Source organism: Mycobacterium sp. PO1 (assembly GCF_017312405.1).
Classification (GTDB): domain Bacteria; phylum Actinomycetota; class Actinomycetes; order Mycobacteriales; family Mycobacteriaceae; genus Mycobacterium.
Genome location: NZ_BLTG01000110.1, coordinates 1 through 14,691, shown reverse-complemented (window position 1 = coordinate 14,691; position 14,691 = coordinate 1). Strand labels below are relative to the sequence as shown.

Here is a 14,691-nt window from a genome sequence, read left to right as displayed (position 1 = left end):
GGACGGACAGGGCTCGGCGCAGCAGGTCGTGGTCGAGCGCGTGGACGGTGAAACCGTTGCGGCCGGTCATGGTGGTGGCGGCGACCAGCGCGTTGACGATGGCCTCCTCGGTGGCTTCGATCGTGAGGTCGAACAGCCGGGTCATCAGCTGCGGGGCGACCATGCGTAGCGGTACCTCGTGGCGGGCGACCGCGGTGTCCTCGTCCCACGCATACGGCGGGATGCCGCGGTTGCCGGTGGCGAACGCGAGCATCAGGTCGCCGCTGTACTGTTCGCCGGTGCCGCCGAGTCGGCCCACCGCCAGTGCGGCCCGCTGGGCCAGCCGTGTGCACTGGTGGGGGAGCAGCGGGGCGTCGGTGGCGACGACGACGATGATCGAGCCGGACCCGGGTTCGTAGCGGTCGGGCAGCGCGGGCAGCGGGACGTCGTCCCCGGTGATCAGCTCGCCGACGGGAACGCCGTTGATCCGAAGACGTTCGCGCCGGCCGTGATTGGCCTGCACCAGCACGCCCACGGTGTACTGGCCGGTGGCGGTGCCCGTCACGCGGGAAGCGGTGCCGATGCCGCCCTTGAACCCGTGGCAGATCATCCCGGTGCCGCCGCCGACGTTGCCCTCTGCCGGCGGCGCACCGCTGGCGTGGTCGAGCGCGGCCCGCACATGGTCGGGACGCACGTGAAAACCGTTGATGTCGTTGAGCAATCCGTCGTAGGTCTCGCCGACGACGGGCAGCGACCAGTACAGTCCTTCGCCACGCGCGCGGACCTGGGCGGCCACCAGCTCGTCGCGGACCACCCCCACGCTGTGGGTGTTCGTCAGCCCGATGGCGGTCGTCAGCTCGCCCGACTCCCGGATCCAGTCCAGACCCGTCATCTCGCCGCTTCCGTTGAGGCGGTGCGAGCCCGCGAACACCGGCTCGGTCCAGATGTCGTCGTGCGGCACGATCACCGTCACGCCGGTGCGCACGGCGCTGGCTCCGTCCGCTTGCAGCGTGGTGTGTCCGACGCGCACGCCGGCGACGTCGGTGATGGCGTTGTCCGGTCCCGGGGGATGTTCCCCGATGACCACGCCGAGGTCTCTGGCCCGCATCGTTACCGTTCGTTCTCCGCTAGTTTTTTTCACGGTTGGAAAATAACTATGCGCCCGTGTGACCCGGCGCGCAACAGAACGGGCAAAATTGGGTGGACCGCAGTGGGCAAGGGAGGTGATGCGGGATGGGGCGACCGAACCGGCAGGCAGAGCGACGCCGCGACATCATGGACGCCGCAATCGCCCTGATCGAGCGCCATGACCTGGCCACCCTGAAGCTCGCCGATGTCGCGGCCGAACTCGGCCTGACCACCAACGCGGTGCGGTACTACTTCAAGGACATGACGCAGCTGCTGTCCGAGCTCGCGCTGCGCTCCGACGTCCGATTCTTCGAGGACCGCTTGCGGCTCGGCGACGAGACCCATGACCCCGCGACGCAACTCGCCATGACGATCGCCGCCGGCCTCCCCACCGGACCGGAGGACGCGGAATGGCGTGCCATCTGGCGGGCAGTCCTCGCTGCGGGCTTCGAGCTCGATCGGCGGCACGACGTGCAGGGCATCTACCACCGGCAGGTCGGTCTCTACACCGATTTGCTGGAGCGTGGGGCGGCCGCCGGGGTATTCGAATTACAGAGTCCCGCAGCAGATATCGCGATGACGCTGATGTCGATGGAGGACTACCTCGGTTACCGCATCGTCGCGCGCGACCCTCAGGTGAACCGGGCCACCGCGCTGCGCCTGATGCGCCAATACGCGGAACTGGCCACCGGCTCACCGCTACCCGCCACGGTCTGAGGCGGGTTTAGAGCCGGCTCCGGCGGCAATACGGCTCACGACTGCCCGCGTCGCACCGCCGCCGCACGCCGGATGCGACGTAGGGTGGCCGAAGCGTCGAGGCAGGGGAAAGCGTTCGTGTTCGAGACCGTGGCGTGGGTGCTGGCGATCTGGGCGATGACGGTTGCCGTCGTCTACGCCGCCAACCGCGTGGTCTCCGGATCACCCGCCCTGACCCGGTTGCCGTTCCAGTCCGGGTGGTTACCGCACGAGCATGCGTTGTCGCGGTATCACGTGCGCTGGTATGCGGCCACATTGGTCTTTCTGGCCTTCGACGTGGAGATGCTGTTCATGTACCCCTGGGCGGTGGTCGTCGCGGAGCTCGGCGTCTCGGCCATCGTCGAGATGTTCGCGTTCCTCGCGGCTCTGTTCGTCGCCGTCGTGTGGGCATGGCGGGAGGGGGCGCTGCGTTGGGCGTGAGGGATCTCGTGGCGCGCTGGGCGGTGCGGCGGCCGCACGTCCTTCCCGTCGAGGTGCCGGGGCAGTGGCGGTTACGGGCGCTGCTGGACCACGAACTGGCACTGAGGGACTGGCCGGTCGCCTCCTCGCCGGCCGACGCCGACATCTTGGCCGTGTGCGGTCAGCCAGGGCCGGAGCTGTCCTCGGCAGTCGACGTGGTGTGGGATCAGATGCCCGGCCCCCGGGTCCGAACGCCGGTGACCGACGGAGACGGCATCGGGTCCGCGCTCGACGGGGCCCTCGCCGCGCTGCGCGACACCCACCGAGACGATCCGCGTGAGCCCGGACCTCCTCACGGCGGCGGGGATTCGGGGGAATCGGACATGGATTCCCACGCGCACATGGAGTCCCACTCGGACATGGCGCCCGCCGGGATCCCGCTCGCCGAGGGGGCCGAGGACCGCGACGGACTCGAGATGGACGTGCTGCACGTCAGATTGGGCCCTATTCTGCCGCACTGGCCCGGTGGCTTCGTGTTGCGTTGTGAGTTGCACGGTGACGTCATCGCCGGCGCTGACGCCGTGAGCCTGGACGCCGGGCAGTATCCGCTCGCGACCGGAGACAGAGCGCCGGCGGCCAGACAGTGTGACCACATCCTCGACGTGCTGGACCTCGCCGGCTGGCCGGGTGCGGCGCAACGAGCCCGCCGGGCACGCGACGCGCTGCTCGTCGGCGCCGAGCCGGCCGAGACGACGGCGCTGCTGGACGACCTGGAGCTGGCAGTGTGCCGATCCCACGTGCTGCGCTGGTCGCTGAACGGGTTGGCGACCCTCAATCCCGACGATCTGCGCCGCCGCGGCCTGCCTGCGACCTGGGCCGGCGACGCCCACGACCGGCTGCTGCGGCAGATCAGCCAAGCCCGCGAGAACACTGCCCCGGAAGTCATCGACGCGGACATCCTGGGCTCGCTGCCCGACATCGTGGCCGGGCTCGACGTCGCAGCTGCGCGTGTGGTGATCGCCGGTTTGGGCATCGACACGGCGGAACACGGGACACGATGACCGAACCATCGAGCATTGCGGTGTCCGCCGTCTGGACGCCTCTCGCAGCGGTGCTGCTGGCCGCACTCGCGTGGTACGCCGCCGGGCTCACCGCCGGGCTGAACGCGTCCGCGCCCGTCCGGACTGCGCTGATCGCGCCGTGGTCGGAGGCGGCGCGATTGATGCGCCAGGCCCGCCGCGGCACCGTGGCCGCCGACCGCCTGCTGGGACGCATCGGTGTCACGGGCATGCTCGCCGCGGCTCTGCTGATGGTCACCGTCATTCCGCTGGGCGGGTGGACCCTGCTGGATCTCGACGTCGGTGTCGTGTGGTTCAACGCCGTCGACGTCATGGTGTGGGCCCTGGTGTGGATGGCGGGGTGGGGCCCGAATTCGGTTCACCCGTTGATCGGTGGGTACCGGTTCCTGGCCCATGCTCTCGGCTACGAGCTGCCGCTGATGTTCGCGTTGGTGGCACCGGCCATCGCCGCGCAGAGCCTGCGGGTCGGCACCGTCGCCGCAGCGCAGCAGGACCTGTGGTTCGTCGTGTGGATGCCGGTCGCGTTTGTGGTGTATTGCATTGGTGTGGTGGCTTTCTCGGTGTCGGGACCGTTCCGTGCCGCGCGTGGTGACGACATCGCCGGCGGGGTGACCGCGGAGTTGTCGGGGGCGGACCGGCTGCTCTTCGAAGCGGGCCGCTATGCGTTGCTGGCGGCGGGCGCCGCTTTCGCCGTGCCGATGTTCCTCGGCGGTGGTGCCGGCCCGCTGCTGCCGGACTGGTTGTGGACCATCGTCAAGACGGTGGCCGTCCTGACTGTCCTGGTATGGGCCAAGCAGCGGATACCGGCGGTGCGGCCGGACAAGTTCCTGGAGTTCGGGTGGCTGGTGCTGCTGCCCGCGGTGGTTCTGCAAGACCTCGTCGTCGCTGTCGTCGCCGTGTGGAGGGGCTGATCATGATCACACACATCGTCTTCTGGGTGGCGGCGGCGATTGCCGTCGCGGCCGGTGCCGCGGTGTTCTGGGTGAACTCGATGGCGCGGGCCACCTATGCGCTGGCGGCGTCGTTCGTTGCGGTGGGCGTCGCCGTGCTGCTGATGCAGCAGAACTACATCGGCGTCATCGTCATCTTGATGATGGTCATGGAGATGGCCGTCATGGCGGTCTACATGGTCATGTTCATGGGGATGAACCCGGCACTGATGCCGATGAGCATGGTGCACGGCAAACGTCTGTCGCTGGCGATCGCGATCGCGGTCTTCGCGGTGCTGTCGGCAGGTGCGCTGCTGGTGGACTGGCCGGCCCGGCGGGGGGTGCCGGCCCCGGACGTCACGGCCGCGCTGGGGGAGGCGCTGATGGACGCGAAGATGCTGGTGATGATCGTCGTCAGCCCGGTGATGGTGGCCACCATCATCGCCGGGGTGGTGCTGGCCAACCGGCGCACCCGCTACGACCGGTTGGGTGACGATCTCGATCGGCGCCCGGCCCGCGACCCCCAACCGGGCGGGGTGGGGCGATGACGCTGCAGACCGTGCTGATCGTCGCGGCGGCCATCTTCTCCGTCGGCCTCTATGGTGCGCTGTCGCAGCAGGTCGTCGTCATGGTGATGATGGGACTGGAACTGATGATCAACGCTGTCATCCTGGCCGGCGCCGCCTTCTGGTGGTTCCTGGCACCCGATCCGACCGGGCAGGTGCTCCTGCTGGTGGTCATCGCGGCGATGACCGTCGAGATGGCCATGGGATTCGCGGTCGCGACGATGCTGCACCGGGACCGGCAGGCCGACATGACCGACATGGCGACGGACCTGTCCGGGTGATGCCGCCATGACCGCCGGCGAAGCCATGCTGTGGGCGCTGGTCCTGCTGCCCGCTGCCGCGGGTGCCGCGCTGCTGTCGGGCCCGTTGTGGGGTGCGCGACCCGGCCAGGCGTGGGGTGCGGTCTCCGTCGGTGTCTCCGCGCTGGTGCTGGGACTCTCGCTGGGGTGTGCGGTGGCCCGCCCCGCGGTGTCGGTGCCGTTTGTCGCGGGAGCCGACTTCGGCCTGCGCGTCGACGGTCTGGCCGCGGTCGTGACACCCGCGATCGCTGCGGTGACCGTGCTGGTGTTGGTGTTCGCCGGCGCGGAAAGCGCATTGGCGCGCGGACGGTTTCACGGCGCGATGCTCGTGTTCGCCGCGGCGGCGATGCTGACGGCCACCGCGTCGACGATGCCGGCGCTGCTGCTGGCCTGGGAGGTGATGGGCGCGGCGTCGTATGTCCTGATCGGATTCCGGTGGCGTGAGCAGAGCCGGGTGTCGGCCGGGCTCGCCGCGTTTGTCACCACTCGCTCGGCGGACCTCGGCCTCTATCTGGCGGCCGGGGCCGCCCTGGCGGGTGGGGCCGGTCTCGCGCTGGCCGACCTCGCCGATGCCGAGGCCGGATGGCGGCACGCGATCGCCGCCGGTGTGCTTGTGGCCGCCCTCGGGAAAGCGGCACAGCTGCCGTTCTCGTTCTGGCTGTCGCGGGCGATGCACGGGCCCAGCCCGGTCAGCGCGCTGCTGCATTCCGCGGCGATGGTGGCGATGGGCGCCTATCTGCTACTGCGGGTGGCTCCGTTGTTGGCGGCGACCGGTTGGGCCGACATCGTCGCGGTGGTCGCCGGCGCCGCCACCGCGGTGTTGCTGGGAGTGGTCGCGCTCGCCCAGCGTGACCTCAAACAGCTGCTCGCCGCCTCGACATCGGCTCAGCTGGGGTTCGTGGTGATGGCCGCGGGTCTGGCAGCAGTCAGCGGGGGAACGGCTCAGCTGATCGCCCATGCCTTCACCAAGGCGGGGCTGTTCCTCGCCGCCGGTGCGTGGTTGACGCTGGTGGGCAGCAAGCAGCTGTCCGACCTCGCCGGGGCGGGGCGACGCTGGCCCCTGCTCGGCACCACCGCGACCGTCGCCGCGCTGGCGCTCGCCGGGGTTGCGCCGCTGTCGTTGTGGGCCACCAAGGACGCGGTGTTGGCTGCCGCCCTGGCGCGCTCACCGTGGCTCTACGGCGCGGGACTGCTCGCGGCGGTGCTGTCGGCCGCCTACGCCGCGAAGATCGTGCGGGTGATCTGGCAGGCCGGACGACGCTCCGGTGATGCCGCGCCGGACGACGCCTCAGCACGACTGACGCTGCGCGAACGTGCCGTGCTGCTCGTGCTCGCCGTCGGTGCCGCGGTGGCGGGAGTGCTGGCTCTGCCACCGTTGCGCGCGGCGTTCGGCCGGGTGGTCGGCGCCGGTGAAGCGCCGCATTCGTCGGTCACCGAGTTGATCGTGTCGGCCGCACTCGCCCTGGTCGTCGTCGCGGTGGTGCTGCGTTTCGGGGTGCCCGAACCGCGTTGGGCGGCGGGGTGGTTGGGACTCGAGCGCATCGCAGACGCCGTCGTCGTGCGGCCGACGACGGTGGTGGCTGCGGCGTTGGCCAGATTCGACGACCGGGTCCTGGACCGCGGTACCGACGCGGTGGGCACGGCGGTGATGCGGATGGCCGGCTGGTCGGCCCGCGTCGACGGTCTGGTCCTCGACGGAAGCGTCGCGGCGGCCTCGACCGGCACCATGGGGCTGTCCCGGCGAACCGGCCGGTTCGAACTGCGGGGCATCGACGGTGCGGTCGAGACGCTGGCCGCGTGGATCGCCCGACTCGGTGCACTGGCCCGCCGGCCGCAGAGCGGTCAACTTTATCACTATTACGCGCTCGCCGTGGTTCTGGTGATGTGCGGTGCCCTACTTCTGCTGGTGGTGACATGACGTGCTGAGCCTGCTGGTCTTCCTTCCCCTTGCCGCCGCCGCGGTGCTCGTCGCCGCGCCGCGGATCACCGACGCCGCGGCGCGGTGGCTGTGGGTGGCCGTCGCCGCGGTGGAAGTGATTCTGACGGTGGGTATCTGGGTCACCTATACGGCTCCGGAACCCGGCCGGCTGGCCTTCGACGAGCAGGTGCCGTGGATTCCGGGCGTCAACAGCAGCTACCACGTCGGGGTCGACGGACTGTCCTTACCGCTGGTGATCATGACGGCGGTGCTCTTCCTCGCCTGCGCGGTCTACAGCCTGCGTGGCTCCGAACGCAGTCGCGCCCAGGCGGCGCTGTTCCTGTTCCTGCAATGCGTGAGCATCGGCCTGTTCGTGGCCGCCGATCTGATCCTGTTCTTCGTGTTCTTCGACCTGTCGATCGTCGCGATGTACTTCGTCATCACGGGGTGGGGCCACGGCCAGGCGGGCCGCTCGGCGATCAAGTTCTTCCTCTACACCTTCCTCGGCTCGCTCGCGCTGCTGGTCGGCTTCATCGGCCTCTACATCGCGGCGCAACCCCACACGTTCGACATGGTGGATCTGATCGCGGCCACCCCGTTGGCGGGCAGCCCGGTGACCGGCGGGCTGGTTCTCGGCGCGATCCTGCTCGGGCTGGCGGTCAAGACGCCGACCTTTCCGTTCCACACCTGGTTGCCGCCCGCGCACACCGACGCACCGGCGATCGGGTCGGCGGTGCTGGCCGGTGTGCTGTTGAAGATGGGGACCTACGGCTTCGTGCGGATCGCCATGCCGATGCTGCCGCAGTCGTGGCGCAGCTGGGCGTGGGTGATCGTGGCCGTCGGCATCGTCTCGGTGCTCTACGGGGCGCTGGTGGCGTTGGCGCAGAAGAACCTCAAACGAATGATCGCCTACACCTCGGTCAACCACATGGGCTACATCGTGATGGCCCTCGGTGCGGCCGGGCTGATCGCCGGCAGCACCGCCGAGGCCCGTTCCATCGCCGTCACCGGTGCGGTGACGCAGATGGTCAGCCATGGGTTGATCACCGGGGCCCTGTTCCTGCTCGCGGGTGTGCTGTACGACCGCGCGGGCACCTACGAGCTCGACGCTTACGGTGGCCTGGCCGGCGCCGCGCCCAGACTCGCCACCCTGTTCGCTGTCGGTGCGTTCGCGTCACTCGGGTTGCCGGGGTTCTCCGGTTTCATCGCCGAGTTCCAGATGTTCACCGGCAGCATCGCCGCAGCGCCGGTCACGGCCGTGGCTCTGCCCGGCATCGTGATCACCGCGGCGCTGTTCCTGCGCGCGTTCCAGCAGGTGTTCACCGGTCCGGCCGACGGTCGCAGCGACGGTTTCGTGGATCTGCGCCCGCATGAGACCGCGCCTACGGCAATGCTTCTCGTGCTGTCGGTGGTGATCGGTGTGCTGCCGGGGCCGCTGTTGGCGCTCATCGAGCCGGCCGTGGACACTGTCATCGGCCTGCTCGGGCGGTGACGGCCATGCACGTGCTGGCGATGCTGCCCGAGGCGCTGGTGTTCGCCGGGGCGCTGATGGTCTTGATCGTCGGCTCGTATCTTCCCCGACGGCGGCTGTGGTGGACCCGGGTCATCGCGGTCGCGGCCCTGATCGGTGCGCTGCTCGCCGGAGCCGTCCAGATGGCGGGGTCGGACTCCGCGGCGTTCGCCGAAACGTTCGTCGTCGACTCGGTCACCGGCGTCGCCAGAGTGATCGCCCCGTTGGCGACCGTGCTGGTGATCCTGGTGGCCAGTGAGGAGATCAGCGGAAGCGCCCGGGAGAGCGAGAGTTACGCGCTGTTGCTCAGTGCGACGGCGGGAGTTCTGGTGTTGGCGGGTACGCAGGACCTGCTGGTGCTCGCGGTCGGCTTCCTGCTGGCCAGCATCCCGCTGTACGCGCTCATCGGTATGGGTCGTTCACCGGCTGCCGCGGAGGCGGCCATGAAGACGTATCTGCTGGGGGCGTTGTCGGGCATTCTGCTGCTGCTCGGTATCACGCTGCTCTTCGGTGGGACGGGGACCACCGCGTACGGCGAACTCCGCGGCCTGCTTGCGGAGATCCCGGCGCCGATCGTGGTGGCCGGGTCGGTGGGCGTCGTGGCCGGTCTGCTGTTCAAGGCCGGGGGAGTGCCGCTGCACTTCTGGGTGCCGGACGCGGCGCAGAGCGCCCAGGGCTTCGTGGCGATGTTCGTGACGACGGTGCCGAAGATCGGTGCGGTGATCGCGCTCTACCGGTTGGTCGAGATCCTTCCCGCCGGGCTGGCCTGGCCCGGTCTGATCGGCGGGATCGCCGTCGCCAGCATGACTTTGGGTAACCTGGCTGCCTTCTGGCAGGATGATCCACGGCGGCTGCTCGGCTGGTCGACGGTCAGCCAGGTCGGTTTCCTGCTGGTGCCGGTGGCCGCGGCGGGCCGCAGCGATCTGGCACTTCCGGCGATGCTGTTCTACCTCGTCGGGTACACCGTGACCAACATCGCCGCCTTCGCGGTGACCACGGCGGTGCCGGACGCACGGGAGCTGTCGGCCTACCGCGGAATCGGCCGAACGCAGCCGTGGTTGACGGGAGCGCTGATCGTGGCGCTGCTCGGTCTGCTCGGCACTCCGCCGCTCGCGCTGTTCGTCGGCAAGTTGACGACCGCCAGCGCAGCGTGGGAAGCCGGCGCGGCGTGGCTCGCCCTCGCGGTGTTCGTCAACACTCTGCTCAGCCTCTTCTACTATCTGCGCTGGATCGTGCCGTGCCTGCAAACGTCTGCTGAGATGGAACGCTCTGTGCCGCAGCATGTGTCAGCGTGGATTGCAGTGGTCACGGCGGGGTTCAGCTTGGCGATGGGCGTGGCGGCGGGGTTGGTGTTCGGCGTTGTGGGATAGCCCCTGACCGCGAACGGCCCCCTCGTCGCCGAGGGGGCCGTCCGGTCAGTCAGCGGGCGACTCAGTCGTCGCTGCCGGAATCGCTGCCCGAATCCGAGCCGCTGGAGGTGCTGCCGGAATCCGAGCCGCTGGAGGCGCTGCCGGAATCGTCGGAGGCGCTGCCGGAATCGTCGCCGGCCGCCTCATCGGTGGAATCGTCGCCGGCATCCTCACCGGCTTCGTCGGCGCCATCCTGTACCGCGTCGTCGTCCGCGGCGTCCTCGTCGACGACGTCTGCGTCAGAGACATCGTCGTCCGTGGCGTCCTCGTCGACGGCCTCGTCCTCGGTCGCGTCTTCGCCCGTGGCGTCACCCTCGGTGGTGCCGTCGACCTCGGTGGTGCCCTCAACGGTGTCTTCGTCGACGGCCGGAGCCTGGTCCTGCTCGGGCACCGTCTCCTCGGTGGTCTCAGGGGCGGCAGCTTCTTCAGCGGCCCCCTCGGTGCCCTGTTCGTCCGTGGCTGTCTCGGTGGCGCTGTCGACGTCGACCGGGATCAGCTCGCCGTTCGGCAACTCGGTGGACGACGCGGAGGTCAGCGTGACGTCCGCGGTGGTTTCACCGGTCTCGGCGCCTTCCTCGTCCTGCGCCGGGGCGAAGATCTCGGCAATCGCCTTGGGCAGTTTGACGAAGAACGCGTCGATGGGTCCGTCCTCGCTGAACAGGCCCGGGAAGGTCTCCCACTCGGCGGCGACGCTGGGCTGGTAACCGTTGAGGAACGCGTTGAGCACCTTGGCCGGAGCGTTGACCACCTCGCTGATCGCGGTTTCCCAGTCGCCCTCGTAGAGCGACCCGGAGATCACGTTCAGGATGTCGGTGAACTGGTACATCGCGGTGATCGGCGGGCTCAGAAGCGAATAGGCGTAGCCGGTGGCGGCGTTGCCTCCGCCGACGAAGACGGCGTCGAGCACCTCGCCGATCTTCTCGGCGCCGAAGCCGCGCGCGATGTCACCGGGGATCTCGAACGCCGGGAACAGCGGCCAGCCGGCCTCGCCCAGTCCGAAGACGCTCCAGCTCACCACATCGCGGAACGCCATGGTGAACTGGCCGTTGAGCAGGTTGTTCCACGCCGACTCCAGCACCGCGGGCAGCTCGTTGAAGTGTTCGGTCACGCCGGCCGCGGACCCCGACAGACCGCTGCCGATCGTCTCGGCGTACCCGGGCAGGTCGGTGAAGAACTGAGTCAGGCCCGGCACCGGGTTGAAGACGATGCTGGCGACTTCGTCGTACAGCACCGGACTGGTGGCGATCTGCCACAGCGCCGGCAAGGTCACCATGCCCAGATCGGAGCTGCGCGCCACGACGTTGTCGAACGTGGACGAGATCGTGTCGCCCCACACCCCGATCGGATCGATCCAGGCGGACAGTTCCACCGCCCGGTCCTGCACCGCAGCGGGCATGGCAGGCGCCGCCGGGTTGATCGCGATGGCGGATGCCCCCACGAGGGCGACACCGGCCATGAGCAGCTTCTTGTCGCGGCGAGCCGGCGGGGTGGGCGCAGACCAGATGCCCGGGTCTGAGTCGGCACGTAGGGCCAATTGCACGATTTCTCCTGTTGATCACGAACTTCGACGATAGCCAGTTCAGGCCACCGGGGAGGTTAGTGCAGGCTTACCTAATCAACAAGAGCTACGTCATCGACAAAAACGGCGTCATCGACAAAAACGGCGTCATCGACAAAAACGGCGTCATCGACAAGAACGGCGTCATCGACAAGAGCTACACCCCGCTCAGGTGAGGAAGCGTTCGGTGTAGGACGAGAAGCGCCGGCGCAACTCGTCGGCGTCGAGTCCGAACATCTGCGCTGACGTGTCGACCCGGCCATGTCTGCCCCTGCGGTGACCGGCCAGATAGGCCGAGATCGCCGAGCGGGCCGCATCGGTCAGCGGCTCGGCGGCAACGTCGTACAGCCTTTCCGCGGTGCCCATCTCGTCGGCCATGAAGTCGTCGAACCGCACGTCCAGCGAGCGGTGCGCGGGGATGGCGTCGCGATCGCGGACGCACATGTCGAGGAGCCGTTCGAGCCGATCCACCCACGCCGCGGCGATCTCCTCGACGTTCACGACGTCGGTGTACATGCGCGCCGAGTAGGTGATCATCGCGATCATCGACAGCGCCACCGGCACGGGATCGCGGTGGGTGAAGGCGACCACGGACCCGGGCATGACGTGGTCGATGACCGGCAGCTGGCCGAGATGCTGGGGCGACTTCAGTACCCACCGACGTCCGCCGCGGAGGAACTGCAACGCCTTGAGCTGAACGACCAGGTATTCGTAGGACGTGGTCTGGTCGTGGCTCCAGTAGTACTCGGTCCACCGGGGAACATGGGCCAGCGTCTCCATCAACATCGTCGAGAAATCGTTGGCCAGCAGCTGAATTTCCTCGTGCGCATGGTCGGTGGTCATCTCGTGCATCAGCGCGAAATTCGGCATCAGTGTGTCCATCGTCTGCACCGCGACGTCCATTCGCGCGATCCTCGGATCCGGGTCGAGGTCGGTTTCGGCTGGCAGCGGAAACGGTTCGACGCTCTCCCAGTAGGGGAGGCTGCGAAACGTGGGCGCCGCGGCGAGCATGTTGTGCAGGTGGGTGGTCCCTGACCGGGGCAGGCCGGCAATGACGACCGGCGGCTGCAGTTCGATGTCGTGGATCTGCGGATGGCGGCGAACGAGATCCGTCAGCAGCAGCCGGTTCTTGAGGCACTGCAGTAGCTGCATGTGGAAGTTCACGATCCCCACGGGGTGCATGTCGATCTCGGTGAGTTCGGCGACATATCGCTCCAGCCGCTCGCGGTAGTCGTCGGGGCCGAAGTCGGTCAGTCCGGTGGCCTCGCGTGCCCGTCGATGCATCACCTCGGTGTCGAGGGGGCAGTCGGGCGCCAACGTGGCCATCATCTCTCGGAGCTGTTGCGCCTGCGGTGTGTAGCGCGGTGCGGCGAGGTCATCAAGCGAGACGACGGTGTCTGTGGCATCGGTCACAGCGATTTATGTTACTGTCAGTTTCGTAATGACGACAGAGATCGGGCGTCCCCGGAATCGCGGCATCGACGACGCGGTGCTGAGGGCCACCGTCGAGCTGCTCACCGAATCCTCCTACGCCGACCTGTCCGTGGACGCCATCGCTGCTCGTGCGGGTACCAGCAAGCCGGCGATCTACCGGCGCTGGCGCGGCAAGGCGCATCTGGTGCACGAAGCGGTGTTTCCGCGCACCGAGACCACCGAACTGCCTGACACCGGATCGCTCGAAGGTGACGTCCGGGAAATGCTGCGTCGGACGCTGACCGTGCTCAGCACACCGGCGGCACTGGCGGCGCTGCCGGGCCTGGTCGGTGAGATGGCCTCGGACCCGACGTTGCACACCGCCCTGCTCGAACGGTTCGGCGACGTCCTCGTCGGCGCCCTCACCGACTACATCGATGCGGCCGCGCAGCGCGGCGACATCCGTCCGGGCATCACCGCCGCGGACCTGGCCGAGGCGGTCGCGGGGATGACCTTCCTGGCCCTGCTGACCCGCGGCGCGCTTCTCGACGAGATGTGGACGCAGCGCACGGCCCGCCTGATCACGAAAGGAATCAGTCCATGAGCACCGATGCCGATGCCGGCTCTACCGGTGAGGTCACTGTCGCCTGGCGAGAACTGCTCGACACCCTTCGCAGACTCGACGACTCGTTCATGACCGGACCCAAAGCGGTGCGCGACGACCGCCATGTGGCGGACGGCTATCGCATGATCGCCACCACTCTCGGCGTCGCATTCGACACCTACCTGTTCGCCGATCCCACTCGGCCGAGGTGGCTGGAGCTCAACTCGCCGTTCCGGCCGGACCGCCGCTGGGGCGGAGACAACACCGACGCCATCTATTACATGTGCCCGATCGACCCCACCCGGCGCTACCGGATCTCGGGCAATCGCGGTGACAGCGTGTACTTCTCGATGACCGCCTACAACGAACCCTCTCCCGGCGCATGGTCGGACCGCATCGTCACGATCCTGCGTGACGACGACCTCGATGTCGACTCCGACGGCAACTTCACCTTCGAGTTCGGCCCACAGCCCGACGCCGCGGTCCTGATGACCCGCGACTATCAGGCCGACCCGCTCACCGGTCGCGCAGTTTCGTGGTCGATCGAGGCGCTGGATCCACCCGCGCCGTTCCGGCACGGCTCGGACGAGACCGCGGCGGCGCTGCGGGCCAGTGCGGCCTGGTTGCGCACGATGTTCGCGATCGTGCCGCTCGCGGTGGGCGTTCGAAACTCCGACTCGCACCAACTCGGACACGAGACATCGTTGACTGTCAACGATTTCGCCGAGCCATATCAGGTTCCCGATGCCAATTTCGGCTGGTCGGCGCGCGACGCCTGCTACTCCTACGGCAGTTTCGATCTCGCCGAGGACGAGGCGTTGGTCATCACCCACCGGCCGCCGAACTGCAGGTTCTGGAACATGGTGATCTGGAACCAGTTCATGGCGGTGCCCGGGGTGACCGACGCCCGCAGTTCGGTCAACGGCTTCACCGCGGCACCCAACAGCGACGGTTCGGTGACGATCGTGGTCTCCCGGGCCAGCACGCCGCATCCCAATTCGCTGACCACGCTGGACTATCCGCGCGGGAACCTGGCGTTTCGCTGGTTCCTCGCCGATGCGGTGCCGGTGCGCCCCGAGGTGCAGCTGGTCGACGTCGCCGACGCGCCGACGGCGGTGGGCTGACCTCACTGGTGGACGATCAG

The 14,691-nt window shown here is 68.6% G+C and carries 15 protein-coding genes; 12 read left to right on the top strand and 3 right to left on the bottom strand.

The genetic code is table 11. The annotated features are described in order from the left end of the window. The coding region (locus J3476_RS25945; protein WP_207069160.1) for a P1 family peptidase at positions 1–1,087 on the bottom strand (1,087 nt) is incomplete at its 3' end. A gap of 125 nt (positions 1,088–1,212) precedes the next feature. Here J3476_RS25945 and J3476_RS25940 point away from each other — a divergent pair. The 9 genes from J3476_RS25940 (at position 1,213) to J3476_RS25900 (ending at position 9,933) form a co-directional block, all read left to right on the top strand. Next, the gene (locus J3476_RS25940) at positions 1,213–1,824 is read left to right on the top strand and encodes a TetR/AcrR family transcriptional regulator (protein WP_207069159.1); all 612 of its coding nucleotides are present in this window, start codon (positions 1,213–1,215) and stop codon (positions 1,822–1,824) included. A 156-nt stretch (positions 1,825–1,980) separates the two neighbouring features. Next, complete coding sequence (locus J3476_RS25935; RefSeq protein WP_207069162.1) at positions 1,981–2,283, top strand: NADH-quinone oxidoreductase subunit A; 303 nt, start codon at positions 1,981–1,983, stop codon at positions 2,281–2,283. After that, the gene (locus J3476_RS28110; RefSeq protein WP_286183790.1) at positions 2,280–3,323 is read left to right on the top strand and encodes a hypothetical protein; all 1,044 of its coding nucleotides are present in this window, start codon (positions 2,280–2,282) and stop codon (positions 3,321–3,323) included. Before J3476_RS25935 ends, J3476_RS28110 begins: the two co-directional genes overlap by 4 nt. Then, positions 3,320–4,252 carry a complex I subunit 1 family protein gene (locus tag J3476_RS25925; RefSeq protein ID WP_207069158.1) on the top strand — a complete coding sequence of 311 codons (933 nt, stop codon included), beginning with the start codon at positions 3,320–3,322 and terminating at the stop codon, positions 4,250–4,252. Before J3476_RS28110 ends, J3476_RS25925 begins: the two co-directional genes overlap by 4 nt. Before the next feature lie 2 nt (positions 4,253–4,254). After that, positions 4,255–4,818 carry an NADH-quinone oxidoreductase subunit J gene (locus J3476_RS25920; RefSeq protein WP_207069157.1) on the top strand — a complete coding sequence of 188 codons (564 nt, stop codon included), beginning with the start codon at positions 4,255–4,257 and terminating at the stop codon, positions 4,816–4,818. Continuing rightward, on the top strand, positions 4,815–5,117 hold the full coding sequence (gene nuoK, locus J3476_RS25915; protein WP_163673797.1) for an NADH-quinone oxidoreductase subunit NuoK: 303 nt from the start codon (positions 4,815–4,817) through the stop codon (positions 5,115–5,117). The genes J3476_RS25920 and nuoK overlap by 4 nt, the downstream gene beginning before the upstream one ends. A gap of 7 nt (positions 5,118–5,124) precedes the next feature. Continuing rightward, positions 5,125–7,053, top strand: a complete 1,929-nt coding sequence (locus J3476_RS25910; protein WP_207069156.1) for a proton-conducting transporter membrane subunit — start codon at positions 5,125–5,127, stop codon at positions 7,051–7,053. Position 7,054: 1 nt separating this feature from the next. Beyond that, on the top strand, positions 7,055–8,545 hold the full coding sequence (locus J3476_RS25905; RefSeq protein ID WP_207069155.1) for a NuoM family protein: 1,491 nt from the start codon (positions 7,055–7,057) through the stop codon (positions 8,543–8,545). Positions 8,546–8,550: 5 nt separating this feature from the next. Further along, positions 8,551–9,933, top strand: a complete 1,383-nt coding sequence (locus tag J3476_RS25900) for an NADH-quinone oxidoreductase subunit N (protein WP_207069161.1) — start codon at positions 8,551–8,553, stop codon at positions 9,931–9,933. 61 nt (positions 9,934–9,994) lie between these two features. Here the strand turns inward: J3476_RS25900 and J3476_RS25895 are convergent, their stop codons facing one another. Further along, positions 9,995–11,512, bottom strand: a complete 1,518-nt coding sequence (locus J3476_RS25895) for a hypothetical protein (protein ID WP_207069154.1) — start codon at positions 11,510–11,512, stop codon at positions 9,995–9,997. Positions 11,513–11,523: 11 nt separating this feature from the next. Here J3476_RS25895 and J3476_RS25890 point away from each other — a divergent pair, with 11 nt between their 5' ends. Beyond that, a complete protein-coding gene (locus tag J3476_RS25890; protein ID WP_207069153.1) occupies positions 11,524–11,706 on the top strand; it encodes a hypothetical protein in 183 nt (60 codons plus the stop codon). On the opposite strand, the gene J3476_RS25885 is transcribed toward J3476_RS25890, so the two are convergent. Continuing rightward, complete coding sequence (locus tag J3476_RS25885) at positions 11,699–12,943, bottom strand: sulfotransferase (RefSeq protein WP_207069152.1); 1,245 nt, start codon at positions 12,941–12,943, stop codon at positions 11,699–11,701. The genes J3476_RS25890 and J3476_RS25885 overlap by 8 nt on opposite strands. Positions 12,944–12,971: 28 nt before the next feature. On the opposite strand from J3476_RS25885, the gene J3476_RS25880 reads away from it, so the two are divergent. Together J3476_RS25880 and J3476_RS25875 are read left to right on the top strand one after the other, a co-directional pair. Continuing rightward, positions 12,972–13,547: a TetR/AcrR family transcriptional regulator gene (locus J3476_RS25880; RefSeq protein WP_207069151.1), complete on the top strand. Its 576-nt coding sequence runs from the start codon at positions 12,972–12,974 to the stop codon at positions 13,545–13,547. Then, on the top strand, positions 13,544–14,671 hold the full coding sequence (locus J3476_RS25875; protein ID WP_207069150.1) for a DUF1214 domain-containing protein: 1,128 nt from the start codon (positions 13,544–13,546) through the stop codon (positions 14,669–14,671). Before J3476_RS25880 ends, J3476_RS25875 begins: the two co-directional genes overlap by 4 nt. Positions 14,672–14,691 lie beyond the last annotated feature (20 nt).